The sequence below is a fragment of the Thioalkalivibrio sulfidiphilus genome, assembly GCF_000377945.1.
Lineage (GTDB): Bacteria > Pseudomonadota > Gammaproteobacteria > Ectothiorhodospirales > Ectothiorhodospiraceae > Thioalkalivibrio_A > Thioalkalivibrio_A sulfidiphilus_A.
This window is the reverse complement of record NZ_KB898924.1, coordinates 30639-55322: the sequence shown is the minus strand read 5'-3', so window position 1 is coordinate 55322 and position 24684 is coordinate 30639. Positions and strand designations below refer to the sequence as shown.

Below are 24684 nucleotides of genomic sequence, written 5' to 3'. Positions count from 1 at the left end.
GCATTCTCCGCGCGCCTATGGGCAGACCCGGATCTGCCCCCGGAGTTCTATCCCGAACATCATCAGGTGGATGCCCTGCTGGAGACAAATCCCCCGCCCCACGGGGTGATGTTCCTGATCCGCAACGAGCGTGAGGATGCCCTGGTGGAACTGCTGCCCCGGGCCCGCTACTACATCGAGCGCATGCAAGCCCGCCTGCCCGGCACCCACATGGCGGTGATCAGCTATGGCCCGGAACTGGTCGCCCTGTCCCATGCCAAGCGCGCCGACTACCCGGGCCTGCAGGACGAGGCCGTGGCCCTGGCGCAGATGGACAACGTGGACCTGCACCTGTGCGGCGCCTTCGCCGCCGACGTGAACCTGGATGCGGGGGATTTTCCACCCGAGCTGGACGTGGTGCCGTCGAGCACGGCCACCTATCAGGACTACGAGGCCCTGGGGTATGAGACCATCGTGCTTCAACCTGCCTGGTAGCGTAGGAGCCGGCGACCTCGCCGCGAAACGCCGTGGCCTCGACTGGCATCGCTGTTCGGCCCGAAGTCGGGCCTCCTACAGTTCCAACCCAACACAGGAGAGGGGTCACCAAGGCGGACAGCAATGACAGCAGATCACACCCTCATTGCACCTGAAATCCACCCGGCGGCGACAGCCTGGACCTGGTGTCATTGGGATCCAGCAGGCTGGTATCCGATACCGTGAAGCCATCCAGCAGCCACACGGTATCCTCGGCGTAGGCCGGGTTGGACCAGCCCATGATGTAGCCGGCGTGCCAGCCGTTGGGACCGTTGGGCGGGGCGCTGAAGTTCTTGCCCGTGGTCTGGCCGATCAGGGTGAATTCCGATTCATCCTCCCAGCGCCGCCAGATGCGGGACTCACCGTCCATGCTCGTGGCGTTAGTGGACATCTTCGCGTACAGCACCACCTGCATCCAGCGCCCCTGGTCCTCGGGAGAACGGATGAAAAAATCGTAATGGGCATGATGCCCGCCGTCCGGCTGCCCAGTCTCGTTCAGGCTGTAGGTAAAGCGGCTGCTGTCGGTCTGTCCCTGGCGCCAGAAATTCCACACGATGGTGGGGCCGTCGCCGTGCTGGGAATAGCCGTCCATCCAAAGGGCGAAGAACTTATTGTTGGTGGGAGGGGTGTGCCCGTGACGGAAGTTGCTGGGTACCCGCAGCCAGTAGCGGATCCAGATCTCCGGATAGGCGCGGCCCAGGTTGAAACGCTGCTCCGACCAGAACTCACCCGCGGGATAGAAGAAGGCCAGGGAATGGGCGCCATCGATGGCCGACCAGTCGGCGCCCGCGGGCCCGGACACATCCCGCGGTCCATTGCGCCAGACCTCCCGGGGGCCCGGGTCCATGGTCACCACGGCGGTGCGGTTGTTGCCCGCCCAGCGAAAGCCGTTGCCATGGGGTGCGGACATGTCGGCGGACTCGAAGGAATCCAGGAAGGTGATCTCGGCCTGGGTGGTACTGCCGAGCGACAGCAGGCCGAGGACGATTAAGCTGGGAAAAATATGTCTCATGGGGTCGCTCCCTGCGGTTCAAAGCCGGTGGGCCAGGGCCTCGGTCTTCATGCCCTCTGTCCCGTCCGACTCCATGGCGCTGATGCGGAAGTAGACGCTGCCCACGGGCAGCTCCAGTTCATAGGTGGTGGTGTCCTGCCCCTCGATCTCCACCACGTGGGGCAGGTGATCCGGTGTCGGGCCGTAGTAGAGCCGGTAACCCGAGATGTCCGAGAGCGCCACCGCGCTGCCGTCTGCCCGGTGGGTCGGCGCCACCCAGGTCAGGGTCACCGTCGCGGTGCCAACGGCCGACTCCCCTCCCCCATCCCCGATACAGCCGCCGAGGCTCGATGCCAGCAACACCAACGCCGCGATCCTTGGAATTCGCCAATCCATGGAATGCCTCCCTGAGATGATGACCTAGGCGATGCTGCCGGTAGCATCAGGGGCATTCTGTGACGAATACCAAAGAATCCAGGGTTTCGATGACTCACGCAGGACACGCGGCCGAACAGAACGGATAGGCGGATCGTAGAGAGGGAAGTGACAATCACTTCGCACCTCCCAATTCATCCTTCGTACCTGATGGCCTGTCATCAAACCGCCACATGACATCCCTATGATGGCTGTCCATGGGCGAACCCTTGAAGATCCTGATGATCAGCGATGTGTACTTTCCGCGCATCAACGGGGTCTCCACCTCCATCGCCACCTTCAAGCGGGAACTGGAAGCCCTGGGCCACCGGGTCACCCTGATCGCCCCGGCCTACCCGGCCGGCACCACGGATGACGAGCACGACATCATCCGCATCCCGTCGCGCTACCTGTTCCTGGACCCGGAAGACCGGATGATGAAGCGCGGCGCCATCCGCCGCCTGCTGCCGCAGCTGCGCGAGACCGGCTACGATCTGCTGCACATCCAGACCCCCTTCATCGCCCACTACCAGGGACTGTGGCTGGCACGCAAGCTCGGCATCCCGCGCATCGAGTCCTACCACACCTATTTCCAGGAATACCTGTTTCACTACTTCCCCCTGCTGCCCGACGGGGTGATGCGCGCCATCGCCCGCAGCTTCTCCCGCAGCCAGTGCAATGCCATGGACGCCATCGTGGTGCCCTCGGTGGCCATGTCCGAGGTGCTCGGCCGCTACGGGGTGAAGACCCATCGCGAGATCGTGCCCACGGGCATCGAGCTTGAGGATTTCAATCACGGCGACGGCGCCGCCTTCCGGGCAAGGCTGGGCATCCCGGCCGAGACGCCGGTGCTGGTGCACGTGGGGCGCATCGCCTTTGAAAAGAACATCGACTTCCTGCTGCGGGTGATGGCGCGGGTGCGCGAGGCCTTGCCCCAGGCGCAGATGATCGTCGCCGGCGAGGGACCCGCCCTGTCCCACGTGAAGCACCTGGCACGCAAACTGGGGCTGGCCGAGACCGTGCACTTCGTGGGTTACCTGGACCGGCGCAACGCCCTCCTGGACTGCTACCGGGCGGGGGATGCCTTCGTGTTCGCCTCGCGCACCGAGACCCAGGGACTGGTGCTGCTGGAGTCCATGGCCCTGGGGGTGCCGGTGGTGTCCACGGCGGTCATGGGCACCCGGGACATCGTGGAGCCCGAACTGGGCGCGGTGCTGTGCCCGGAGGACGAGGCCGGTTTCGCCGACCGGACGGTGGCCCTGCTCACCGATGGGGAACGCCGACGCAACCTGGGCGTGCAGGCCCGCCACTTCGCCGAGGGCTGGTCGGCACCCGCCATGGCCGAGAAGATGCTGGCGCTGTATCGGCGCGTGCTGAAGCAGGCCTCACGGGAGGGCTCCGCCTTGACCGTCAACAGCAGGTCTATATAATCGGCGAGGTCCCAAACGAGAGGTCACGTTACCTTGGAAAGTTCCAGTTGTACCTTAACTGACACCACTCAGCGGTAAGGCCCGCCTCCCCTCTCGGACACCCAGGCCCCTTCCCGCTGCAAGCAGACTGGCGGGAACGAAGCACCTGGCGCACATGCCCTCCCGGGCGCGCATTTTCCTTCGTTTCCAGTGATCAATTCCGACCGGAACCGGTTGACGGCGTCCCTTGGGATGCGTTCCGATCCCGGTGCCGCCATGGCTGATGCGCCGGGCGGCCTGCACAGGATCTAGCATGGACAACGAATTCGAACAGTATCTGATCGAGATCCGGGAACTGCTGGAGCGCCAGGACTGGCCGCGCCTGCGGGAAGTGCTGGACCTGATGCGCATCCAGGACATCGCCCATGCCCTCATGGAACTGGATGATGAGCAGATCCCCAGGGTGTTCACGAGCCTGCCCCGGGGCAGAAAGGTGGACGTGTTCTCCTACCTGGACCCCAGCTACCAGTACCAGTTGCTGTCCAGGATCAGCAGCGCGGACGCCCGGCACATCCTCTCGGAAATGCTGCCGGACGACCTGACCGCCCTGCTGGAAGACCTCCCCCAGGAGGAGGTCCGTCGCCTGCTCAGACTCCTGCCCTTCCGAGCCATCCGTCGTGCCCTGACCCTGCTCGGCTACCCTGAGAACAGCGTCGGCCGTCTGATGACCACCCAGTTCATCTCCATCCGGGAAGACTGGTCGGTCCAAAAGAGCCTCGACTACATCCGCTCCCAGAAGGAACGCGGCGAACCGGTGAACGTGATCTTCGTGACCGACGAGGATCGCCACCTGATCACGGACATGCCACTCAAGCATTTTGTCCTGGGCAAACCCCAGGACCCCGTTTCCAGTCTCGTATCGGGCCCCGTGATCTCCATCAACGCAACCGCCGATCGAGAGGAGGCGGTGCGTGTCATGCAGCACTACGACCTGGAAGTACTGCCGGTGGTGGACGACGAGAACGTCCTGCTGGGCATCGTCACCGTGGACGATGTCATGGACGTGGTTGAGGAAGAGGACACCGAAGACTTCCATCGCATCGGTGCCGTCGGCATGCTCAACCTGAGTCTGCGTGATGCAGGCCCCGGCATGCTGTATCGCAAGCGTATCGGCTGGCTGCTCGCCCTGGTGTTCCTGAACCTGATCGGCGGGTTCTTCATCTCCCAGTACGAAGAGACCATCGAGGCCCTGGTGGTGCTGGTGTTCTTCCTGCCGCTGATCATCGACAGCGGCGGTAACGCGGGCGCCCAGTCCGCCACCCTGATGATCCGGGCACTGGCCACGGGCGACGTGGCTGTCAAGGACTGGCTGCGACTGCTCGGCAAGGAACTGACCGTGGCCGTGGGGCTTGGCGTGACCATGGCATTGGCGGTCTCCGCCCTGGGACTGTGGCGAGGCGGCCCCGAGATCGCCCTGGTGGTGGCCCTGGCCATGACCATGGTGGTGGTGATGGGCAGCCTGGTGGGCATGTTGCTGCCCTTCATCCTGACGCGCATCCGCCTCGACCCGGCCACGGCGAGCACACCTCTGGTCACTTCCGTGGCGGACATCGGTGGCATCCTGATCTATTTCAGCATCGCCGTCTGGCTGCTGCACATCCCCACACCCTAGGACGGATCGCGTGATTCACGACACTGTCATGGCGCTGTTGCTGCACGTGATCAGCAACAGTCCGCTCGAGATGCGCGGGCTGCACAGTGAGAGCATCGACGGCACCGACAAGGTCAGGGTGTATTCCGAATTGCACGCCTTCGGCGCCCAGAACAAGGTGCTCGAGCAACTGGTCAGCCGGCTCAGTCTGGAGGACGCCGTCACGGCCGTCAGCTGGACCCTGGAACCCGAAAAAGACGAATCACCAGCCCCCCTGGCAGTTGCCAAGGCTGGAGGACTGTTCCGTAAATGACACAAGCGACAGACAACGAGATCACCACCAACCAGGCCAACGTGGAGACCGCCGATCCATCCAGGATCGCCAGCCTGATGACCGAACGCCAGTGGGATGCCCTCAAGGAGATCTTCGAGGGCATGGCCGATCCGGACATCGCCAAGGTCGTCCCAACACTGGAGCGCAGTGACTGGGTCCTGCTGCTCAAACTCCTGCCCCCGGAGCGGGCAGCGTCGGTGTATGCCTACCTGAGCACCGAACAGCAGGCGGATCTGCTCGGCGACCTCACCGATGAGGAAAAAGCGCAACTGATCGGGGAACTGTCCTACGACGACGCCGCGGCCCTGCTGGACGAGCTGCCCGATGAGCATACCGAGCTGCTCATGGACATGCTGCCGTCCGAGGACCAGGAGATCCTGCAGACCCTGCTGGCCTATCCCGAGGAGAGCGCCGGACGGTTGATGACGCCTGAGTTCATCACCCTGCGCCCCGACTGGGACGCCCGGCAGTGCCTGGATCACGTGCGCCGGGAGTCGGAGAAGGGCGAAACCCTCAACACCCTGTTCGTCACCAACGACAAGGGAAATCTGCTGGGATGGGTGCAGCTGCGTGACCTGCTCCTGTCAAGACCCGCCACGCCGGTCAACACCCTGATCAATACCGATGTCATCAGCATCGGGGCTGAACAAGATCAGGAAGAAGCGGTCCGGCTGATTCGTCACTATGACCTGGAAGTCCTGCCTGTGCTCAACGGGGACGGCGTCATGGTCGGCATCATCACCGTGGACGACATCCTGGACGTGGTCGAGGAGGAAACCACCGAGGACTTCCACAAACTGGGTTCTGTGGGCGTGCTCAATCTCAGCCTCAAGGAGGCCAGCGCGCGCCTGCTCTACCGCAAGCGGATCGGCTGGCTGGTGATCCTGGTGATGGTCAACGTCTTCAGCGGTGCCGCCATCGGCATCTTCGAGGCCGCCATCGAGGAGGTGGTCGCCCTGGTGTTCTTCCTGCCGTTGGTGATCGCCTCGGCGGGCAATGCGGGCACCCAGGCCTCCACGCTGATGGTGCGTGCCCTCGCAACCGGCGACGTAGTGCCCAGGGACTGGTTCCGGCTCTGGGGCAAGGAATTGCTGGTTTCCCTGTCCCTGGGTATCACCATGGGCATCGCCGTCTGGGCCGGGGGCATCTGGCTCGGCGGCTGGGACGTGGGCATGGTGGTCGCCATGGCGATGGTGCTGGTGGTGGTCATGGCCAGCATGTTCGGCATGGTCCTGCCCTTCGCCCTCAACCGCCTTGGGATGGATCCGGCCACCGCCAGCGCGCCGCTGATCACCTCCATCGCGGATATCTTCGGCATCCTGATCTATTTCTCGGTGGCGACGGCGGTGCTTTTGTAAGTAGGAAGTGTGAATTGGGAAGTGCGAAGTAAAACCTGCTCCATCTCCCTCAGGGGGAGGGTCAGGGTGGTTTCTTTCCCACTTCCTACTTCCTACTTCCTACTTTTTTTTGCGCGCCTCCTCGTCCCGGCGGCGCAACTCCTCCAGCTTCTCCGCGATGCGGATCTCAAGCCCCCGGTTCACGGGCCGGTAGTAGTGCCGCTCACCCATCTCATCGGGTAAATAGCGTTCGCCGGCGGCGTAGCCGTCCTGCTCGTCGTGGGCGTAGCGGTAGCCCTTGCCGTAGTCCAGGGACTTCATGAGTTTCGTGGGCGCGTTGCGCAGGTGCATGGGCACCTCCAGGGTGCCCGTCTCGCGCACCTCGGCCATGGCCTGGTTGTAGGCCATGTACACGGCGTTGCTCTTCGGCGCGCAGGCCAGGTACACCACCGCCTGGGCCAGGGCCAGCTCCCCTTCCGGCGAGCCCAGGCGTTCGTAGACGTCCCAGGCCTCCAGGGCCAGGGTCAGGCCCCGGGGGTCGGCGTTGCCGATGTCCTCGCTGGCCATGCGCACGATGCGCCGGGACAGATACACAAGATCGCAGCCGCCGTCGATCATGCGGCACAGCCAGTAGAGGGCCGCATCGGGGTTGGAGCCGCGCACGGACTTGTGCAGGGCGGAGATCTGGTCGTAGAAGAGTTCGCCGCCCTTGTCGAAGCGGCGCAGGCCCTGGCTGGTAACCTCGTCGAGGGTCGCCTCGGTGATCTCGGCGCCCTGCGGCCCCTCCTGCGCCAGGTCGGCGGCGATCTCGAGCAGATTGAGCGCCCGACGCGCGTCGCCGTCGGCGGCCCTGGCCAGCCGGTCACGCAGCTCGTCCGCCATGTGCAGATGACGTCCACCCAGGCCCCGCTCCTCGTCCGCCAGGGCCCGGTCGATGATGGCGCGGATGTCGCCGTCCGTGAGCGCCTTGAGCACGTAGGTACGTACCCGCGACAGCAGCGCGTTGTTGAGCTCGAAGGACGGGTTTTCCGTGGTCGCACCCACGAAGGCGATGGTGCCGTCCTCCACGTGGGGCAGGAAGGCATCCTGCTGGGACTTGTTGAAGCGGTGCACCTCGTCCACGAACAGCACCGTGGGCTTGCCGTGCATGCGCCGGTATTCCCGCGCCTGCTCGACAGCGGCGCGGATGTCCTTCACCCCGGAGAGCACCGCGGAGATCGTCAGGAACTGGGCACCGCAGTAGTGGGCGATCATGCGCGCCAGGGTGGTCTTGCCGGTGCCCGGCGGCCCCCAGAACAGCATGGAGTGCAGGCGGTCCTCTTCGATGGCCCGGCGCAGCGGCTTGCCCGGCGCCAGCAGGTGCGACTGACCCGCGTACTCGTCCAGATTGCGCGGCCGCATCCGGTCCGCCAGGGGGCGTCCGGTTTCGACGGAGGCTGCGGTATCGAAGAGATCGTCGGTCACGGAATCTGGAGCTGACTCAACATTCAAAAGCGAACCACAAAGGTACGCGAAGGTCTGCGCGAAGGGCGCAAAGGTTTATATAACGTTTTTCAACTTCGCGATCTTCGCGCATACCTTCGCGCCCTTTGCGGTCCGCTTTTGCCTTTTGCGCCAGACCATCAATGCCGAATCACATCCACCCCCGGCGGCGCCTCGAAACGGAAGGTGGCGGCGGGGATGCTGGGATTGATGCGCATGTTGGAGAAGCGGATGCGGGTCTGCTGGCCGAACTGGTCGTAGAGCACCATCATGCCCACCCGGTCGCCGTCCATGCCGATGAGGATGCGGGTGAAGTCGGCGTCGCGATCCTTGGGGGTCAGCTCCACCCAGTTCAGTTCGCCGCGCTCGCCCACCACGCTCACCTCGAAGTCCTGCTCCAGGGGGCGGGGTTCGGAGAGCAGCATGATGGGGGCGCCGGCCAGCACCCGCTCCATGGGCTGGGCGGTGGCCTGGGCCAGCTCCTCGTCGTAGGTCCAGAGGAACTGCCCGTCGGCGATGATCAGCTGGCGGAAGGGCTGCTCGTAATCCCAGCGGAACCGGCCCGGACGCTGCAGCTGCACGCGACCCTCCGAGGCCTGCAGGACCTCGTCCTGCTCGTTGATCACCAGCTGCTCGAAGCGGGCATCGAAGCGGCTCACCTCGGCAAAGAAACGCTCCAGGCTCTGGCGGGCGTCGGCGGCCAGGGCCGGGGTGGCGAGCAGGAGCGCCAGCAGGGGCGCGAGCAGGTATCGGAACATGGGTCTCTCGTCTGACGGGATTCGATGGATTGGACAGGCAATCGGGGAAAAGGTCCCTCAGTCCTTGGGGCCGCCGGGGGCCAGGACTTCACGATTGCCGTTGGACTGCAGGGCGCTGACCAGGCCCGCCGCCTCCATGTCCTCGATCATGCGCGCGGCCCGGTTGTAGCCGATCTTCAGGCGCCGCTGCACGTAGGAGATGGAGGCCTTGCGGGATTCCAGCACGATGGCCACCGCCTGGTCGTAGAGGGGATCGCTCTCGGGATCGCCCTCGCCCATGGGCTCCAGGCCAGGGATGAAGGCGGCGCCGGCCTCGGGCTCGTCCAGCACCCCCTCCAAATAGTCGGGCTCGCCCAGGGACTTGAGGTAATCCACCACCTGGTGCACCTCGTGGTCGGCCACGAAGGCGCCGTGCACGCGCACCGGATGGGCCGTGCCCGGCGGCAGGTACAGCATGTCGCCGTGGCCCAGCAGCTGTTCGGCGCCCATCTGGTCCAGGATGGTGCGCGAGTCCACACGAGAGGAGACCTGGAAGGCCACGCGGGTGGGGATGTTGGCTTTGATCAGGCCGGTGATCACGTCCACCGAGGGCCGCTGGGTGGCCAGGATCAGGTGGATGCCGGCGGCACGGGCCTTCTGGGCCAGACGCGCGATCAGCTCCTCCACCTTCTTGCCCACCACCATCATCAGGTCGGCGAACTCGTCCACCACGATGACGATGAACGGCAGGGGCTTGAGTTCGGGCGCCGGAGCCTCGTTGTCGAATTCCAGCTGCGGCTTGTGGAAGGGATCGCGCAGGGGCTCGCCCTTGTCGGCGGCCTCCTTCACCTTGCGGTTGAAGCCGGCCAGGTTGCGCACGCCCATGTGGGACATGAGCCGGTAACGGCGCTCCATCTCCGCCACACCCCAGCGCAGGGCGTTGGAGGCGTCCTTCATGTCGGTGACCACCGGCGCCAGCAGGTGCGGGATGCCCTCGTAGACGGACAGCTCCAGCATCTTGGGATCGATGAGGATCAGGCGCACCTCCTCGGGGCGCGCCTTGTAGAGCAGGGACAGGAGCATGGCGTTGATGGCCACGGACTTGCCCGAGCCGGTGGTGCCGGCCACCAGCAGGTGCGGCATGCGGGCGAGATCCGCCACCATGGGCACGCCGCCGATGTCCTTGCCGAGCGCCAGCGTCAGGGGCGAGCCGGCGCCGTCGAAGACCTTGGACTGCAGGATCTCCGAGAGCACCACCAGTTCGCGCTGCTCGTTGGGGATCTCCAGGCCCACCGTGGACTTGCCCGGGATCACCTCCACGATGCGCACGCTGATCACGGACAGCGCCCGGGCCAGGTCCTTGGCCAGGGCGCTGATGCGGCTCACCTTCACGCCCGCGGCGGGCTGCAGCTCGAAGCGGGTGATCACCGGCCCCGGGTGCACGGCCACCACCTCCACCTCCACGCCGAAGTCCTTGAGCTTGATCTCCACCTGGCGGGACATGGCCTCCAGGCTCGCCTCGGAGTAGCCGCCCTCGTGGGGCCGGGCGGCGTCCAGCAGGGCCAGGGGCGGCGGGGCATCGGCGCGCGGCTCGCCCGTGAACAGCGGGATCTGCTTCTCCTTCTGCACCCGCTCGCTCACCTCCGGCTTGGTCACCACCGGTTCGATGCGCGGCTTGGGCCGGGCACGCACCTTCTCGGTCTCGGTGCGCACCACCACCTCCCGGGCCTCCCGGGCCTTGCGCCCGGCGCGCCGTTCCAGGGCCTCGTCGATGCGCGCCCGGACCCAGTCGATGAACAGCAGGGTGTAGCGTCCCACCCCGTCCATGACCGCGAACCAGGAAAGCCCGGTGAACAGGGTCACGCCCGCCAGGAACAGGGCCAGCAGCAGCAGGGTGGTGCCCACCATGCCGAAGCCGGAGATCAGCAGGGTGCTGAGCACCTGGCCGAGGATGCCGCCGGCGTTCAGGGGCAGGCTGCCGGGGGCGAAGTGCATGGTGGCCAGGCCGCAACCGGCGGCGAGCGTGGTGACGAAGCCGGCCCAGCGGATGCCCAGGGTGCGCAGGTCCAGCTCGCCGGTGTCGGTGCGGCCCCGGTACAGCAGCCAGCCGCTGTAACCCACGATCACCGGGGCCAGGTAGGCCAGGTAGCCGAACAGGTAGAAGAACACGTCGGCGAACCAGGCCCCCACCCGTCCGCCCAGGTTGCTGGCGCGCAGCCCGCTGCCGGTGTGGGACCAGCCCGGGTCCGCCGGGTTGAAGCTCGCCAGGGCGATGAGCAGGTACACGGCCGCCGCGCCCAGCACCAGCAGGGCGCCCTCGCGCAGCCCGCGCCCCACGTGGGCGCTGAGCGGTTTACCTTCTGTTTTCTTCTGGGTTGCCTGGGCCAAGATTCAGTATCGTCTTTAGGAATTTTTTGTAATTGTATGATTCACAATGTGAAGTTGGAAGTGTGAATTGGGAGGTGGGAATAAAGACCAGTTCGCACTTCCCAATTCACACTACCCACTTCAGTTCTCCATTTCCGCCTTCACCGCCGCATTCACGTACACCCCCGCCCGCACGTTCACCCCCTCCATGAGCGCCATGTCCTCCTCCCAGTCGGGCTGCGCCAGGCGCAGCACGTGGGGGATCAGGCTCGCGGACAGGGCCTGGGACGAGGTGCGGGGCACAGCGCCGGGCATGTTGGTGACGCAGAAGTGGGTGACCCCCTCCTCCACGTAGGTGGGCGCCTCGTAGGTGGTGGCCCGGGTGGTCTCCAGACAGCCGCCCTGGTCCACGGAGATGTCCACCGCCACGCTGCCGGGGGCCATGGCGCGCAACATCTCCCGGGTCACCAGGTGGGGTGCCCGGCGGCCGGGCAGGAGCACGGCGCCGATGAGCAGGTCGGCGTCGGCCAGAGTCTCGCCGATGGCCTGCTGGTAGGCGTAGAGGGCGGTCACATTACCGCCCACCCGGCGCATGGCGTCCATGCGTTCGGCGCTGATATCGAAGACCGTGACCCGGGCCCCCAGGGCGGCTGCAGCCTCCACGGCGGCGCTGCCGGCCACGCCGGCCCCGAGCACCACCACGTGCCCCCGGCTGGCGGCGGGCAGACCGCCCAGCAGCAGGCCCTTGCCGCCCTGGGGCTGGTGCAGAAGGTGGGCGCCCACCTGCACCGCCAGGCGCCCGGCGATCTCGCTCATGGGCGCCAGCAGGGGCAGCGACCGGCCCACCCGCACGGTCTCGAAGGCCACGGCGGTGATCCCCAAGGCGCGCAGGCGTTCTGCCAGATCCCGGTTGGCGGCCAGGTGCAGGTAGCAAAACAGGATGTGGTCGGGGCGCAGGTGGGCCAGGTCCCCGTCCAGGGGCTCCTTGACCTTGACGATGAGCCCGGCCTCGCCGTACAGGCTGGCCGCATCGGGCACCACCCGGGCTCCGGCGGCCGTATAGTCGCCGTCAGCGTAGCCGCTGCGGGCACCGGCGCCCGCCTGCACCAGCACCTCGTGGCCGTGGCGCACCAGCTCCGCGCAGGCGGCGGGCACCAGGCCCACCCGGCCTTCCAGGGCTTTGATCTCGGTAGGGATGCCGATCTTCATGGGGTCGTACCTGATATCCTCAACAGGATTGCGGCGGGTGACTTGAGGGGGGGCTATCCGGATAATACGGCCTTCGCGATGCGGTGCCCTCCCCCTTTGCCGCGGGAAGAACCCTGCCCGGCCCGCCCTGTCTGACAGGGGGTGAACACCCCGGGCCATGCCCCGCTTCAGCCTCAGACACTCAAGCCTCAAGAACAGGAGTCAGTATACATGAGCGATCCCAAGCACAGCCGGCTGCTTATCCTCGGTTCCGGTCCCGCCGGTTACACCGCCGCCGTCTACGCGGCCCGGGCCAACCTCAACCCGGTGCTGATCACCGGACTGGAACAGGGCGGCCAGCTCACCACCACCACCGACGTGGACAACTGGCCGGGGGATGACGCGGGCGTGCAGGGCCCGGAGCTCATGGAACGCATGAAGCGCCACGCCGAGCGTTTCAACACCGAGATCATCTTCGACCACATCAACACCGTGGACTTCTCCAAGCGCCCCTTCAGCCTCACCGGCGACTCCGGCAGTTACACCTGCGATGCCCTGATCATCGCCACCGGCGCCTCCGCCATGTACCTGGGCCTGCCCTCGGAAGAGGCCTTCAAGGGCAAGGGCGTGTCCGCCTGCGCCACCTGCGACGGCTTTTTCTACCGCAACCAGAAGGTGGCGGTGATCGGCGGCGGCAACACCGCCGTGGAAGAGGCCCTGTACCTCTCCAACATCGCCTCCCACGTGACCCTGGTGCACCGTCGCGACAAGCTGCGTTCCGAGAAGATCCTCCAGGACCACCTGTTCGAGAAAGTGAAGGAAGGCAAGGTCACCATCGAGTGGAACCACGTGCTGGACGAGGTGCTGGGCGATGACTCCGGCGTCACCGGCATGCGCATCAAGGACGTGAAGTCCGGGGAGACCAAGGACATCGAGCTAATGGGCGTGTTCATCGCCATCGGCCACAAGCCCAACACCGCCATCTTCGACGGCCAGCTGGAGATGGAGAACGGCTACATCAAGGTCAAGAGCGGCACCGGCGGCAACGCCACCGCCACCAGCGTGCCCGGCATCTTCGCCGCCGGCGACGTCATGGACCATGTCTACCGCCAGGCGGTCACCTCCGCCGGCACCGGCTGCATGGCCGCCCTGGATGCCGAGCGCTTCCTGGAGGAGAACCGCTGAGCGCGGATCTCCCGAACCCAGTCCCCGCCCCCGTGCGCCTGCGCATCGTCGAGCGACTCGACGCCGTGGACGCCGGGGCCTGGGACGCCCTGGGCGGGCATGAAAACCCGCTCATCAGCCATGCCTTCCTGGCGGGGCTGGAACGCTACGGCTGCCTTGGCAGCCAGTACGGCTGGTTTCCCCGACACCTGCTCATCGAGGACGAGGCCGGCCGGCTGCTGGCCGCCATGCCCCTGTACGCCAAGACCAACGGCTACGGCGAGTTCGTGTTCGACTGGTCCTGGGAATCCGCCTGGGAACGTTCCGGGCTTCGCTACTACCCCAAGCTGGTGGTCTCGCTCCCCTACACCCCCGCCACCGGCCCCCGCCTGCTGGTCCATCCGGATGCCGACGGCCCCGTGCTGCGCCGCTTGCTCATCCAGCAGGGCCTTGCCTTTGCCCGGGAGCACCAGGTCTCTGGCCTGCACTGGCTGTTCCCGGACGCCGAGGACCTGGAGGCCCTGCGCGCCGAGGGCCTGAACCTGCGCATGGGCTGCCAGTACCACTGGCGCAACGACGACTACGGGGACTTCGACGATTTCCTGTCGCGCTTTGCCTCGAAGAAGCGCAAGAACGTGCGCCAGGAGCGGCGCAAGGTGGCCGACCAGGGCGTGAGCCTGCGCATCCTGCATGGCGACGAGGTGAGCGATGCCCTCTGGGCCACCTTCCACGGCTTCTACGTGGACACCTTCGAGAAGAAGATGGGCATCCCCACCCTGAGCCTTGAGTTCTTCCGCGAGACCGGACGCGCCCTGGGCCGGGGCGTGGTCATGGTGCTGGCGGAACACGAGGGCAAGCCGGTGGCGGCGGCGCTCTGCTACCGCAGCCACGACACCCTCTACGGCCGTTACTGGGGCTGCGCCCGGGACTACGACGGCCTGCACTTCGAGGCCTGCTACTACCAGGGCATCGAGTACTGCATCCGCGAGGGACTCAGCCGCTACGAGCCCGGTGCCCAGGGGGAGCACAAGATCCCCCGGGGCTTCCTGCCCACCCCCACCTGGTCCGCCCACTGGCTAGCCAACCAGGACCTGGGCCAGGCGGTGGCGGATTTCTGCCTGCGGGAACAGCAGGTCATGCAACGCCACTGCCAGCAGCTCATGGGCCTCTCGCCGTTTCGCGAAGGCGCCGCCCCGGGCGGCGATGCCGCGCCCGAGCCTGGTGAAGCCTGAGCCATGCATCCCCTCACCTGGCTGCATCCCGGACAGGCGGACGAGCCCTTTCCCCACCCGGACCGGGCACTCACCGAACCCAACGGCCTGCTGGCCGCCGGGGGCGATCTCAGCCTGCCGCGGCTGCTGCGTGCCTACCGGCAGGGCATCTTTCCCTGGTACGAGGCCGGCCAACCCATCCTGTGGTGGTCACCGGACCCGCGCACGGTGCTGTTCAGCCACGAGGTGAAGGTGAGCCGCAGCCTGGCCAAGACGCTCAGGAGCGGCCGCTTCCGGGTGAGCTTCGACGAGGCCTTCGAGCAGGTCATCAAGGGTTGCGCCGAGCCCCGGGGCGGCGTGCACGGCACCTGGATCACCTACGGCATGCAGCAGGCCTTCATCGCCATGCACCAGGCAGGCTTCGCCCACTCCGTGGAGGTCTGGCAGGAGGACAAGCTGGTGGGCGGGCTGTACGGGGTGTCCCTGGGCCGCATGTTCTACGGCGAGTCCATGTTCAGCCGGGTGAGCGACGCCTCCAAGGTGGCCCTGGTCATCCTGTGCCGGCACCTGGAGCGCTGGGGCTACCCGCTGATCGACAGCCAGACCCCTTCGGCCCACCTGGCGCGCATGGGCGCCCGGCCCATGCCCCGCAATGAATTCCGCCAATGGCTGGACCGGCTGTGCGATCAGCCGCCCCACCCCGAGCCCTGGCAGGTGGACCCGCAATTGAAGTAGGAAGTAGGAAGTAGGAAGTAGGAAGTAGGAAGTAGGAAGTAGGAAGTAGGAAGTGGGAAGTGGGAAGTGGGAAGTGGGAAGTGGGAAGTGGGAAGTGGGAAGTGGGAAGTGGGAAGTGGGAAGTGGGAAGTGGGGATTCCCACTTCTTACTTCATGTCCCACATCCCAATTCACACTTCGCACTTAACACGCATTGCTCACAGCGCGGCTTCGGCCTGCACACGTCCTTGCCATGGGCGACGATCAGGGCGTGGTATTCGTTGAACAGCTCCGTGTCGGCGCCGAGGACCGATTCCAGTGACACCCTGAAATCCTCGTAGCTGGCCTGCGCGTATGGATGACCCAGCCGGCCGAGCAAGCGCCGCGTGTAGGCATCGATGACGAACACGGGACGATCAAAGGCGTAGAGCAGGATGTCGTCGGCGGTCTCGGGACCGATGCCATGCACCGACAGCAGGGATGCCCGCAGTTTCTCCGTAGGCCAGTGGCGCAGGCGCCGCCGTCCGCCGTGGTCCAGGTACCAGCGGCACAGGGCCTTGAGGCGGCGGGCCTTGACGTTGAAATAACCGGAAGGACGGATGAGCCGGGCAAGCTCGGCATCGGAGAGGGCCAGCATGGCCTCGGGCGAAAGCGCATTCGCTGCCTTCAGTGCGGCGATGGCCCGTTCCACGTTGCGCCAGGCGGTGTTCTGGGTCAGCACCGCCCCAACCATCACCTCGAAGCGAGTGCGCGCCGGCCACCAGTGCTGGGGACCGTGGGCCTCAAGCAGCAGCTGGTATACGGTGTGCAATCGCTGGCAGTTCATGGGAGTGCCGTAGATCTACAGGCAATGGACAGGATGAACAGGATGTCTATGGATTGACAGGATCGAGACAAATGTCCAGTCAACTCACATCTTTGATCTTGTTAATCCTGAAAAATCCTGTTCATCCTGTCCATTTGATCATCCCATGAGACCTTAGCGCTTCGGCCGCCTCGCGGTGCGCGGCGGCTTGGGCGGGCGGCGTTCCTCGCGGCGGATCCTCGGCGGCGTCCAGGGCAGGCCCGCCGCCGCATACAGGGCACCCATCTCGGCGGGTTCCAGGTCCCGCCAGCGGCCTGCGCGCAGGTCGCGGCCCAGGCTCACGGGTCCATAACGCACCCGGGTGAGCCGGCTCACCGTCAGGCCCACCGCTTCCCAGAGGCGGCGCACCTCGCGGTTGCGGCCCTCGCGCAGGGTCACGTGGTACCAGCGGTTGGCGCCGGTCCCGCCGGCCTCCCTGAGGGTCTCGAATCGGGCGGGGCCGTCTTCCAGTTCCACGCCGGTGGTGAGCTGTTTCAGGGCGTCCGGGGAGACCTCGCCCAGGATGCGCACGGCGTACTCGCGCTCCACCTCGCCGGAGGGATGCATGAGCTTTGCCGCCAGTTCGCCGTCGGTGGTGAACAGCAGCAGCCCCGAGGTGTTGTAGTCCAGGCGCCCCACGGCGATCCAGCGGCCGTTGCGCAGTCGCGGCAGGTGCTCGAACACCGTGGGACGGCCTTCCGGGTCCTTGCGGGTGGTCAGTTCCCCGTCGGGCTTGTGGTAGGCGATGACCCGGGGCTTGGGCGCCACATCCAGGGGCACCATCCGGCCACGAATGGCCACCTTGTCATCGGGGCCGGCCTGGTCGCCCAGGCTGGCCACCTTGCCATTCACCGTGACGAGGCCTTCCTCGATCCAGCGTTCGATCTCCCGTCGGGAGCCGTGACCCAGACGGGCCAGAAGTTTTTGCAGTCGTTCAGTCATGATGATTCGCCTCCCGGCGATTGGAAGGTCAGATTCAAAATTCAAAATTCAAAATTCAATGGAATCTGGCCCATAATCCCCTTTGAATTTTGAATCTTGAATTTTGAATCGTAGTTATAATCCTGGAGCCTTCCATGTCCGACACCCGCGCCTTCATCCCCATCAACATCGCGGTGCTCACCGTCTCCGACAGCCGTACCGAGGCCGACGACACCTCCGGCGGTTACCTGGTGAAGGCGGTGCAGGAGAGCGGTCACCGGGTGGCGGAAAAACGCATCGTACCCGACGACATCTACCAGATCCGCGCGGTGGTGTCAGGCTGGATCGCGGACCCGGCGGTCAACGCGGTGATCACCACCGGCGGCACCGGCATCACCGGGCGGGACGGCACCCCGGAGGCGGTGGCGCCCCTGCTCGACAAGGAGATCGAGGGCTTCGGCGAGCTGTTCCGGGCCATCTCCTACCAGCAGATCCGCACCTCCAGCCTGCAGTCACGAGCCATCGCCGGGGTGGCCAACGCCACCTTCATCTTCTGCCTGCCCGGCTCCACCGGCGCCTGCCGCACCGGCTGGGAAGACCTGATCAGGGAGCAGCTGGACAACCGCCACATGCCCTGCAACCTGGTGATGCTGATGCCGCGGCTTGGCGAGAAATAAGGCGCAGATACAAGAGGCAAGATACAAGAGACAAGTATGTCTGACTTGTCTCTTGTATCTTGCCTCTAGTGACGTAGGATGGGTGAAGCGCAGCGCACCCATCACACCCTGTCAGCATGGGCACGCGTTGCTTTGCCCATCCTACATAGCTATTGCAGCGTATGTCCTTCGGCGTTGCGGGGCAGCTCCTCTTCGGGCGGCTGCACGTCGTCCGCCTGCATGGCCACCTCACCGGCGTCCGGGGCGGTGGATTCCACCGCCTCTTCCTCGACGGCCGGCTTGCCGCCCACGCCCTCCCCCGGACCATCCAGGTCCAGTTCCGGGTGCAGCTTGTCCAGGTCGCGCAGTTCGGCGAGCGTCGGCAGCTCGTCCAGGGTCTTCAGATTGAAGTAGTCCAGGAACTGCCGGGTGGTGCCGAACAGGGCGGGACGGCCGGGCACGTCCCGGTGACCCACCACGCGCACCCATTCCCGCTCGGTGAGCGTCTTGACGATCTGGGTGCTCACGGCCACGCCGCGGATCTCCTCGATCTCTGCGCGGGTGATGGGCTGGCGGTAGGCGATCAGGGCCAGGGTCTCCAGCAGGGCGCGGGTGTAGCGCGGCGGCTTTTCCTCCCACAGCCGCGACACCCAGGGCGCCACGGTCTCGCGCACCTGGAAGCGAAAGCCGCTGCCCACTTCCTTCAGTTCATAGCCGCGTCCCTCGCAGTCCTCGCCCAACTGCTTGAGGGCGTCGCGGATCGCGCCGCGATCCGGACGCTCGCCTTCCTCGAAGAGCTTCTCCAGCTGCTCCAGGGACAGGGGCCGGTTGGCGGCCAGCAGGGCGCCTTCGATGATCTTTTTAAGCAGCTCAGTATCCATAGCAATCCAGGGTCATGATCCAGGAACAACAGATCGAGGGGATGCGGCCTTCATTCCCACTTCCCAATTCACACTTCGCACTTACTCCTGCGCCTTTCCCGCCAGGCTCAGGTAGATCGGCGCATAGGGTTCCCGCTGCACCAGGTCGATGAGATGTCCCTTGAGCATCTCCAGGATGGCCAGGAAGGTCACCACCACGCCCCGGCGACCTTCCTCCACGGTGAACAGCTTGTGGAACTCCACGAAGGGCGCGGCGTTGAGCGCCTCCAGCACCCGGGACATGCGCTCGCGCACCGACAGGGGTTCGCGCTGGATGTGGTGGTGGGTGAACATGTCCGCCCGGGACAGCACCTCCCGGAAGGCCAGCAGCAGTTCCTTCAGCTCCACGTCGGGCAGGCGCGGCGCACGCTCCATGGGCGGCGGCTCGGCGGACACCGGGAAGATCTCCCGCTCCACCCGGGGCAGCGCGTCGATGTCCTCGGCGGCCTTCTTGAAGCGCTCGTATTCCTGCAGCCGGCGGATGAGTTCGGCCCGGGGGTCCTCCTCGTCCTCGGTGGCGCCCGGCCGGGGCAGCAGCATGCGCGACTTGATCTCCGCCAGCATGGCGGCCATCACCAGGTATTCCGCCGCCAGCTCCAGGCGCAGGTCCTTCATGAGCTCGATGTAGCTCATGTACTGGCGGGTGATCTCGGCGATGGGGATGTCGAGGATGTCCAGGTTCTGGCGCTTGATGAGATACAGCAGCAGATCCAGCGGGCCCTCGAAGGCCTCCAGGAACACCTCCAGGGCGTCCGGCGGGATGTACAGGTCCTTGGGCGGGGTGCTCAGGGGCTCACCGCGCACGATGGCGAACGGCATCTCCTCCTGACTCGCGCCGCCCGGGTGGGGGCCGTGGATCTCGATGCTCATCGGTAGGCCAGTCCCATGGCGCGACGCACCTCGTCGAGGGTGTCGCGGGCCATGTCCCGGGCCGCCTCGCAGCCCTCGTTGATGATGGTGCGCACGGCCGCGGGGTCCGCCTCGTAGTCCCGGGCGCGTTCCTGGATGGGACGCAACTCGGCACGCACCGCGTCGATCACCGGCTGCTTGCACTCCAGGCAACCGATGCCCGCGCTGCGACAGCCTTCCTGCACCCACTGGCAGGTGGATTCGTCGGAGTACACCTGGTGCAGGGCCCACACGGGGCACTTCTCCGGCTCGCCGGGATCGGTGCGCCGCACCCGGGCCGGGTCCGTGGGCATGGTGCGGATCTTCTTCTCCACCTCCGCCGGGTCTTCCCGCAGGGAGATGGTGTTGTTGTAGGACTTGGACATCTTCTGCCCGTCCAGGCCCGGCATCTTGGAGGTCTTTGTCAGCAGCGCCTGGGGCTCGGGCAGGATGATCTTGCCGGAGCCTTCCAGGTAGCCGAACAGCCGCTCCCGGTCGCCCAGGGAGATGTTCTGCTGGGTCTCCAGCATGGCCCGGGCCACGTCCAGGGCCTGGTCGTCGCCCTGCTCCTGGTAACGGCGGCGCAGGTCGCGGTAGAGCTTGGCGTTCTTCTTGCCCATCTTGTCCACGGCGGCCTCGGCCTTCTCCTCGAAGCCCGGCTCGCGGCCGTAGAGGTGGTTGAAGCGTCGCGCCACCTCCCGGGTGATCTCGATGTGCGCCACCTGGTCCTCGCCCACCGGCACCAGGCCGGCCTTGTAGATCAGCACGTCGGCGCTCTGCAGCAGCGGATAGCCCAGGAAGCCGTAGGTGGCCAGGTCCTTCTCGCGCAGCTTCTCCTGCTGGTCCTTGTAGGTGGGCACACGCTCCAGCCAGCCGAGCGGCGTCATCATGGACAGCAGCAGATGCAACTCGGCGTGTTCCGGCACCCGTGACTGGATGAAGATCTTCGCGGCGCCAGGGCTCACGCCCGCGGCCAGCCAGTCCACCACCATGTCCCAGACGCTCTCGGAGAGGATGCGGGGGTCTTCGTAGTGGGTGGTCAGGGCATGCCAGTCGGCCACGAAGAACAGGCACTCGTAGGCATGCTGGAGTTCGATCCAGTTTTTCAGGACGCCGTGATAGTGGCCCAGATGAAGCCGGCCCGTGGGCCGCATGCCGGACACCACGCGCTGGTTTTGCGCAGGAAGGGAACTCAAGGTCGCTCCTCGATGTTATGCGATGCTCTGAACGGGATGGGGCTCATTATCGGTGCTCCGGTGGCTCAGTTGAACCCACCGGAGGCAAACAGGCCCATGAGCAGGAGGTACAGCCACTGGCTCTGGTCTTGGCCGTTGAGGGTCAGGCGGCTGTCGCGCAGTTCCAGTTCCGCCCGGTAGGCGTCCTCACCGGCCAGCACGTAGCCCTGTTCCACCAGGCCCTCCATGACGCCCCGGCCCAGGGAACGGGTCAGCATCTCGCGCAGCGCCGGGTCCATGGCGGTGCCTTCCTCGTCCTCCATGGAACGCAGGCTGATCTCCCCGGCCAGCTCCTCCAGCAGGGCCTTGCCCCCCTGCAGGCGGCCGTCCAGGCCGATGCGCGGCAGGTAATCCACGGTGTTGGGGTCGAAGCCCTGGCCGTTGAAGCGCGCGGTGAGCTGCAGTTCCAGCTCGCCCTTGGGCATCTGCAGGCGCAGGGTCTCCAGGCTCAGGGCCGGGGAATGCACCAGCATCTCCGGCAGGCTCTGCAGCAGGATCAGGCCCGCCATCTCCCCGGCCTGGACCTCGTCCAGCGCATTGAGCACCTCCAGGCGCTGCAGGAACAGGTCGTAGACCTCCCCGTGCAGCGGCCCCAGGCGCAGTTGCAGGTCCCCGCCACTGGATTCCCAGTCGGCGGCGCGCAGGGCGCCGAAGCCCAGGTCGAAATACAGGTGCAGGTACTCGCCCTGCCGGTTCTGGCCGGAACGCAGGCGCAGGCGCTCCAGATGCAGCGGCCCCTGATCCCCGCGGCCCTCCAGGTCCAGGACCGCGACCCGGTACTCGAACCAGCCGTCCGACACCCGGCTGCCCGGGTCCGTCAGGTCCAGGTCCAGGCGCTGGCCGCTGACCCGCAGGTGGCTGTCCGCATCCCGCATCTCCATCTCCGGCAGCTCCAGGCTGCCCGCGAGCCGCTCGCGGCTCCATTGGAACGCCCCCTGCAGGCCCTCGGAGCGCAGCCAGGTGCCCGGCTCGTCGGGCAGTTCCGCCTCGAAGGACGGGGACACGATGCGCAGCTCGGCCACATGGGTGATGGGATCGATCACGGTGTGCAGGGTGAGCGGCACCTGGCCGCCGAAGACGGCGTCCAGGCGCACGGCCACGTCATCCGGATACACCGGCTCGGACACCAGGGTCAGGGCACCGTAGCCATGGCGCACCCGGTGCTGCATGGCGAATTCCACCGGCTCCCCCTGGACCACCAGGCGCAGCTGACTGGTGGCCGTGGACGTGAACCAGCCGCGCTGGAAGGATTGCAGGCGATGGTCCACGCGCAGGTCACCCAAGTTGCCGCCCTGCCAGTTGTCCAGGTGGCGCTGGGCCTGTCCGCCCAGCCAGACGGGCCAGAACAGGGCCAGGACAGCAATGAGCAGCAGCGGGAGCAGCAGGAGGCGTTTTGCCGTCATGGCATGGATTCCTTTTGGAGGTGGATCAGCGAAGCTTGTGGAAGGGCAGCCCGAAGAGACGCTCGATGAGTTCCACGAAGAAGCCGTAGAAGGGCCCGATGATGGCGCCCAGCATCCCCGTGGCCAGCAGGCCCAGGACGATGAACAGCCCATAAGGCTCGATGCGGTCGTAGGTGGCGGCCATGCGCGGCGGCAGGAAGCCGGACACCACCCGCCCGCCGTCCAGGGGCGGCACGGGCAGCAGGTTGAGCACCATGAGCAGGATGTTGATGGCGATGCCCGCGATGCCCATGTAGACCAGGGGCACCGCCACCCAGTCGAAGCTGCCCATGAGGCTGAAGCCCAGCTTGATCATCAGCGCCCAGAACAGGGCCATGATGAGATTCGCCATGGGTCCGGCCGCCGCCACGATGGCCATGTCCCGCTGGGGCCGGGACAGGTTGCGGCTGTTCACCGGCACCGGCTTGGCCCAGCCGAACACGAACGGTGGCCCCGGGGTCATGGCGGAGAAGATCAGCAGCCCCACGGGCACCAGCACGGTGCCCACCGGGTCGATGTGCTTGAAGGGATTGACCGTGAGCCGCCCGAGCATCTGGGCGGTGGTATCCCCCAGCAGCTTGGCGACCCAGCCATGGGCCACCTCGTGCAGGGTGATGGCGAACAACACGGGAATCGCCCAGATGGCGATGGTCTGGATGATGTTATCCATAGAGACGCCGATTATACCGCCAAACCCCGCCCCCGGGCGAAAGCCTTAAGGTTTTCCCTTGCCACTCGCCACTTGAGACTGGCCACTGCCTTCAAAGCCAGTCCACCGCCCCGCGCCCCTGGCGCACCACCTCCGGCACCTCCCCCACCAGGTCCACCACCGTGGTGGGCTCCACGCCGCAGGACCCGGCCAGCAGGATCAGGTCCACGTGGGCCGAGAGGCGTTCCTCGATGTCGTAGGGATCGGACAGGGGCAGATGATCCCCGGGCAGGTGCAGGGTGGTGCTCATGAGCGGCTCGCCCAGCTCCGCCAGCAGGGCCTGGGTGATGGCATGATCCGGCACCCGCAGGCCAATGGTCTTGCGCTTGGCATGTTGCAGACGCCGGGGCACCTCGTGGGTGGCCTTGAGCAGGAAGGTATAGGGCCCCGGGGTGAGGTTCTTCAGCAGCCGGTAGGCGGTGTTGTCCACCTTCGCGTAGGTGGCGATCTCGGACAGGTCCCGGCACACCAGGGTGAAGTGGTGGTCCTCGTCCAGCTGGCGGATGCGGCGAATACGCTCCATGCCGGTCTTGTTGCCGATGCCGCAACCCAGTGCGTAGCAAGAGTCTGTCGGGTAGACGATCACGCCCCCCTCCCGGATCACGTCCACCGCCTGCCGGATCAGGCGGGCCTGTGGGTTGTCGGGGTGGATTTCGATTCTGCGGGTCACGGGGGGCGGTCCTTCGGGTTTGGGGAGGGGGATTTTAGCGCGGGATGGGGGTGAGGGTTAATTTGGTGTGGATTGGCCAGATTTTCTTTGCAGCGTCCTAATGTCAAAAAATCAAAGTCAAAGGCTTCCGATCCGGCTTGCAGCCGGCTCGGGTTACTTTCTTTGCTTGTCCAAAGAAAGTAACCAAAGAAAAGACACCCGAGTTTCTCGCCCCTGCGGGGTGCCCTGCGCGCGGGGGGGTTCCGGGGAGGTCGGCTGACAGGCCGTCCATGGCCTGGCAGCCGACGCGCCGCATCCCTGCGGCGCCCCTATCGGGCTTTAACCCCGGAACACCCCCGTGCTCGGCGAGAAAAACGGGGGGGAACGTCAAAGGCAGCAACCTCCACAAGGTAGGTAGTCTTGCCTGGTTTCGTAGGAGCCCCGACCCCGGGGCGAATTTCCCACCATTCGCCCCGGGGTCAGGGCTCCTACCAGGAAAACCCAAGGCAGATCGAAGCGGTTTTGACCTGCCTGCCCCCTTATGCCGCACCGAGTAGCGCAGGCTTCGAGGGAAAAAGCCCGAAGGGGCGCCGCAGGGATGCGGCGCGTCGCCTGCCAGGCCAGGGACGGCCTGTCAGGCGACCCCCTCGAAGCCGAGCAACGCAGGGCACCCGCGAACAGCGGGTGCGGCATCGGGGTGTCCTTCTTTTGGTTACTTTTCTTGGACAAGCAAGAAAAGTAACCCGAGCCCCGTGCAACGGGGATCGGAAGCCTTTGACTTTGACTTTAACGTTGACCGACTCAACCCCAAACCTCAAAACGAGGCTTTGCACCCACCCCACAAAACCCGCCAAACTACCCCCCATGAAACTGCTCTATGACCTCCTCCCGGTCATCCTCTTCTTCCT

At 65.9% G+C, this 24684-nt stretch carries 23 protein-coding genes; 9 read left to right on the top strand and 14 right to left on the bottom strand.

What is annotated here, in order from left to right; genetic code table 11:
* Window positions 1–66 precede the first annotated feature (66 nt).
* Window positions 67–474, top strand: a complete 408-nt coding sequence (locus tag D580_RS0102350; protein WP_018952834.1) for a DsrE family protein — start codon at window positions 67–69, stop codon at window positions 472–474.
* Window positions 475–616: 142 nt separating this feature from the next.
* Here D580_RS0102350 and D580_RS0102345 read toward each other — a convergent pair whose 3' ends face one another.
* Together D580_RS0102345 and D580_RS0102340 are read right to left on the bottom strand one after the other, a co-directional pair.
* A complete protein-coding gene (locus D580_RS0102345) occupies window positions 617–1525 on the bottom strand; it encodes a hypothetical protein (RefSeq protein WP_018952833.1) in 909 nt (302 codons plus the stop codon).
* 18 nt (window positions 1526–1543) lie between these two features.
* A complete protein-coding gene (locus D580_RS0102340; RefSeq protein ID WP_155999663.1) occupies window positions 1544–1900 on the bottom strand; it encodes a fibronectin type III domain-containing protein in 357 nt (118 codons plus the stop codon).
* Window positions 1901–2136: 236 nt separating this feature from the next.
* Here D580_RS0102340 and D580_RS0102335 point away from each other — a divergent pair, with 236 nt between their 5' ends.
* The 4 genes from D580_RS0102335 to mgtE (D580_RS0102320) all read left to right on the top strand — a co-directional run bounded on the left by D580_RS0102335 (window position 2137) and on the right by mgtE (D580_RS0102320) (window position 6670).
* The gene (locus D580_RS0102335) at window positions 2137–3348 is read left to right on the top strand and encodes a glycosyltransferase (RefSeq protein WP_018952831.1); all 1212 of its coding nucleotides are present in this window, start codon (window positions 2137–2139) and stop codon (window positions 3346–3348) included.
* A gap of 292 nt (window positions 3349–3640) precedes the next feature.
* Window positions 3641–4999 (top strand): magnesium transporter, encoded by a 1359-nt coding sequence (gene mgtE, locus D580_RS0102330; protein ID WP_018952830.1) that lies wholly within the window; start codon window positions 3641–3643, stop codon window positions 4997–4999.
* 28 nt (window positions 5000–5027) lie between these two features.
* A complete protein-coding gene (locus D580_RS0102325) occupies window positions 5028–5291 on the top strand; it encodes a hypothetical protein (protein WP_018952829.1) in 264 nt (87 codons plus the stop codon).
* Window positions 5288–6670 carry a magnesium transporter gene (mgtE, locus tag D580_RS0102320; RefSeq protein WP_018952828.1) on the top strand — a complete coding sequence of 461 codons (1383 nt, stop codon included), beginning with the start codon at window positions 5288–5290 and terminating at the stop codon, window positions 6668–6670. Before D580_RS0102325 ends, mgtE (D580_RS0102320) begins: the two co-directional genes overlap by 4 nt.
* Window positions 6671–6769: 99 nt before the next feature.
* On the opposite strand, the gene D580_RS0102315 is transcribed toward mgtE (D580_RS0102320), so the two are convergent.
* The 4 genes from D580_RS0102315 to ald all read right to left on the bottom strand — a co-directional run bounded on the left by D580_RS0102315 (window position 6770) and on the right by ald (window position 12444).
* Window positions 6770–8113: a replication-associated recombination protein A gene (locus tag D580_RS0102315; protein ID WP_018952827.1), complete on the bottom strand. Its 1344-nt coding sequence runs from the start codon at window positions 8111–8113 to the stop codon at window positions 6770–6772.
* A 158-nt stretch (window positions 8114–8271) separates the two neighbouring features.
* Window positions 8272–8889 carry an outer membrane lipoprotein chaperone LolA gene (lolA, locus tag D580_RS0102310; RefSeq protein ID WP_018952826.1) on the bottom strand — a complete coding sequence of 206 codons (618 nt, stop codon included), beginning with the start codon at window positions 8887–8889 and terminating at the stop codon, window positions 8272–8274.
* Window positions 8890–8946: 57 nt separating this feature from the next.
* A complete protein-coding gene (locus tag D580_RS0102305; RefSeq protein ID WP_026289628.1) occupies window positions 8947–11256 on the bottom strand; it encodes a DNA translocase FtsK in 2310 nt (769 codons plus the stop codon).
* A gap of 120 nt (window positions 11257–11376) precedes the next feature.
* Window positions 11377–12444, bottom strand: a complete 1068-nt coding sequence (gene ald, locus D580_RS0102300) for an alanine dehydrogenase (RefSeq protein WP_018952824.1) — start codon at window positions 12442–12444, stop codon at window positions 11377–11379.
* Window positions 12445–12654: 210 nt separating this feature from the next.
* Between ald and trxB the strand changes: the two genes are divergently transcribed.
* Genes trxB through aat form a run of 3 tightly spaced genes read left to right on the top strand, consistent with a single transcriptional unit; the run spans window position 12655 to window position 15533 of the window.
* On the top strand, window positions 12655–13608 hold the full coding sequence (gene trxB, locus D580_RS0102295; RefSeq protein ID WP_018952823.1) for a thioredoxin-disulfide reductase: 954 nt from the start codon (window positions 12655–12657) through the stop codon (window positions 13606–13608).
* Between the two features lie 32 nt (window positions 13609–13640).
* The gene (locus tag D580_RS0102290) at window positions 13641–14819 is read left to right on the top strand and encodes a GNAT family N-acetyltransferase (protein ID WP_018952822.1); all 1179 of its coding nucleotides are present in this window, start codon (window positions 13641–13643) and stop codon (window positions 14817–14819) included.
* Between the two features lie 3 nt (window positions 14820–14822).
* On the top strand, window positions 14823–15533 hold the full coding sequence (gene aat / locus D580_RS0102285; protein WP_018952821.1) for a leucyl/phenylalanyl-tRNA--protein transferase: 711 nt from the start codon (window positions 14823–14825) through the stop codon (window positions 15531–15533).
* Window positions 15534–15684: 151 nt separating this feature from the next.
* On the opposite strand, the gene D580_RS0102280 is transcribed toward aat, so the two are convergent.
* A complete protein-coding gene (locus D580_RS0102280; RefSeq protein ID WP_026289627.1) occupies window positions 15685–16338 on the bottom strand; it encodes an endonuclease III domain-containing protein in 654 nt (217 codons plus the stop codon).
* Between the two features lie 153 nt (window positions 16339–16491).
* Window positions 16492–17298: a 23S rRNA pseudouridine(2605) synthase RluB gene (gene rluB / locus D580_RS0102275; protein ID WP_018952819.1), complete on the bottom strand. Its 807-nt coding sequence runs from the start codon at window positions 17296–17298 to the stop codon at window positions 16492–16494.
* Window positions 17299–17432: 134 nt separating this feature from the next.
* Between rluB and moaB the strand changes: the two genes are divergently transcribed.
* Complete coding sequence (moaB, locus tag D580_RS0102270; protein WP_018952818.1) at window positions 17433–17954, top strand: molybdenum cofactor biosynthesis protein B; 522 nt, start codon at window positions 17433–17435, stop codon at window positions 17952–17954.
* 149 nt (window positions 17955–18103) lie between these two features.
* Here the strand turns inward: moaB and scpB are convergent, their stop codons facing one another.
* The 6 genes from scpB to D580_RS0102240 form a co-directional block, all read right to left on the bottom strand.
* Complete coding sequence (gene scpB, locus D580_RS0102265) at window positions 18104–18814, bottom strand: SMC-Scp complex subunit ScpB (RefSeq protein WP_018952817.1); 711 nt, start codon at window positions 18812–18814, stop codon at window positions 18104–18106.
* Between the two features lie 81 nt (window positions 18815–18895).
* Window positions 18896–19723, bottom strand: coding sequence for a segregation and condensation protein A (locus D580_RS0102260; protein WP_018952816.1), 828 nt, complete (start codon window positions 19721–19723; stop codon window positions 18896–18898).
* Complete coding sequence (locus D580_RS0102255; protein WP_026289626.1) at window positions 19720–20937, bottom strand: tryptophan--tRNA ligase; 1218 nt, start codon at window positions 20935–20937, stop codon at window positions 19720–19722. Before D580_RS0102255 ends, D580_RS0102260 begins: the two co-directional genes overlap by 4 nt.
* Window positions 20938–21002: 65 nt before the next feature.
* Complete coding sequence (locus D580_RS0102250; RefSeq protein WP_018952814.1) at window positions 21003–22379, bottom strand: DUF945 family protein; 1377 nt, start codon at window positions 22377–22379, stop codon at window positions 21003–21005.
* A 25-nt stretch (window positions 22380–22404) separates the two neighbouring features.
* Window positions 22405–23088: a site-2 protease family protein gene (locus tag D580_RS0102245; RefSeq protein ID WP_018952813.1), complete on the bottom strand. Its 684-nt coding sequence runs from the start codon at window positions 23086–23088 to the stop codon at window positions 22405–22407.
* Window positions 23089–23179: 91 nt separating this feature from the next.
* Complete coding sequence (locus D580_RS0102240; protein ID WP_018952812.1) at window positions 23180–23797, bottom strand: L-threonylcarbamoyladenylate synthase; 618 nt, start codon at window positions 23795–23797, stop codon at window positions 23180–23182.
* Between the last annotated feature and the right edge of the window lie 887 nt (window positions 23798–24684).

Coding starts and splice junctions, on each gene's coding strand:
- D580_RS0102345 (WP_018952833.1), bottom strand. CDS start 1,525: ATGAGACATATTTTTCCCAGCTTAATCGTCCTCGGCCTGCTGTCGCTC.
- D580_RS0102340 (WP_155999663.1), bottom strand. CDS start 1,900: ATGGATTGGCGAATTCCAAGGATCGCGGCGTTGGTGTTGCTGGCATCG.
- D580_RS0102335 (WP_018952831.1), top strand. CDS start 2,137: ATGGGCGAACCCTTGAAGATCCTGATGATCAGCGATGTGTACTTTCCG.
- mgtE (WP_018952830.1), top strand. CDS start 3,641: ATGGACAACGAATTCGAACAGTATCTGATCGAGATCCGGGAACTGCTG.
- D580_RS0102325 (WP_018952829.1), top strand. CDS start 5,028: ATGGCGCTGTTGCTGCACGTGATCAGCAACAGTCCGCTCGAGATGCGC.
- mgtE (WP_018952828.1), top strand. CDS start 5,288: ATGACACAAGCGACAGACAACGAGATCACCACCAACCAGGCCAACGTG.
- lolA (WP_018952826.1), bottom strand. CDS start 8,889: ATGTTCCGATACCTGCTCGCGCCCCTGCTGGCGCTCCTGCTCGCCACC.
- ald (WP_018952824.1), bottom strand. CDS start 12,444: ATGAAGATCGGCATCCCTACCGAGATCAAAGCCCTGGAAGGCCGGGTG.
- trxB (WP_018952823.1), top strand. CDS start 12,655: ATGAGCGATCCCAAGCACAGCCGGCTGCTTATCCTCGGTTCCGGTCCC.
- aat (WP_018952821.1), top strand. CDS start 14,823: ATGCATCCCCTCACCTGGCTGCATCCCGGACAGGCGGACGAGCCCTTT.
- D580_RS0102280 (WP_026289627.1), bottom strand. CDS start 16,338: ATGAACTGCCAGCGATTGCACACCGTATACCAGCTGCTGCTTGAGGCC.
- rluB (WP_018952819.1), bottom strand. CDS start 17,298: ATGACTGAACGACTGCAAAAACTTCTGGCCCGTCTGGGTCACGGCTCC.
- moaB (WP_018952818.1), top strand. CDS start 17,433: ATGTCCGACACCCGCGCCTTCATCCCCATCAACATCGCGGTGCTCACC.
- scpB (WP_018952817.1), bottom strand. CDS start 18,814: ATGGATACTGAGCTGCTTAAAAAGATCATCGAAGGCGCCCTGCTGGCC.
- D580_RS0102260 (WP_018952816.1), bottom strand. CDS start 19,723: ATGAGCATCGAGATCCACGGCCCCCACCCGGGCGGCGCGAGTCAGGAG.
- D580_RS0102250 (WP_018952814.1), bottom strand. CDS start 22,379: ATGACGGCAAAACGCCTCCTGCTGCTCCCGCTGCTGCTCATTGCTGTC.
- D580_RS0102245 (WP_018952813.1), bottom strand. CDS start 23,088: ATGGATAACATCATCCAGACCATCGCCATCTGGGCGATTCCCGTGTTG.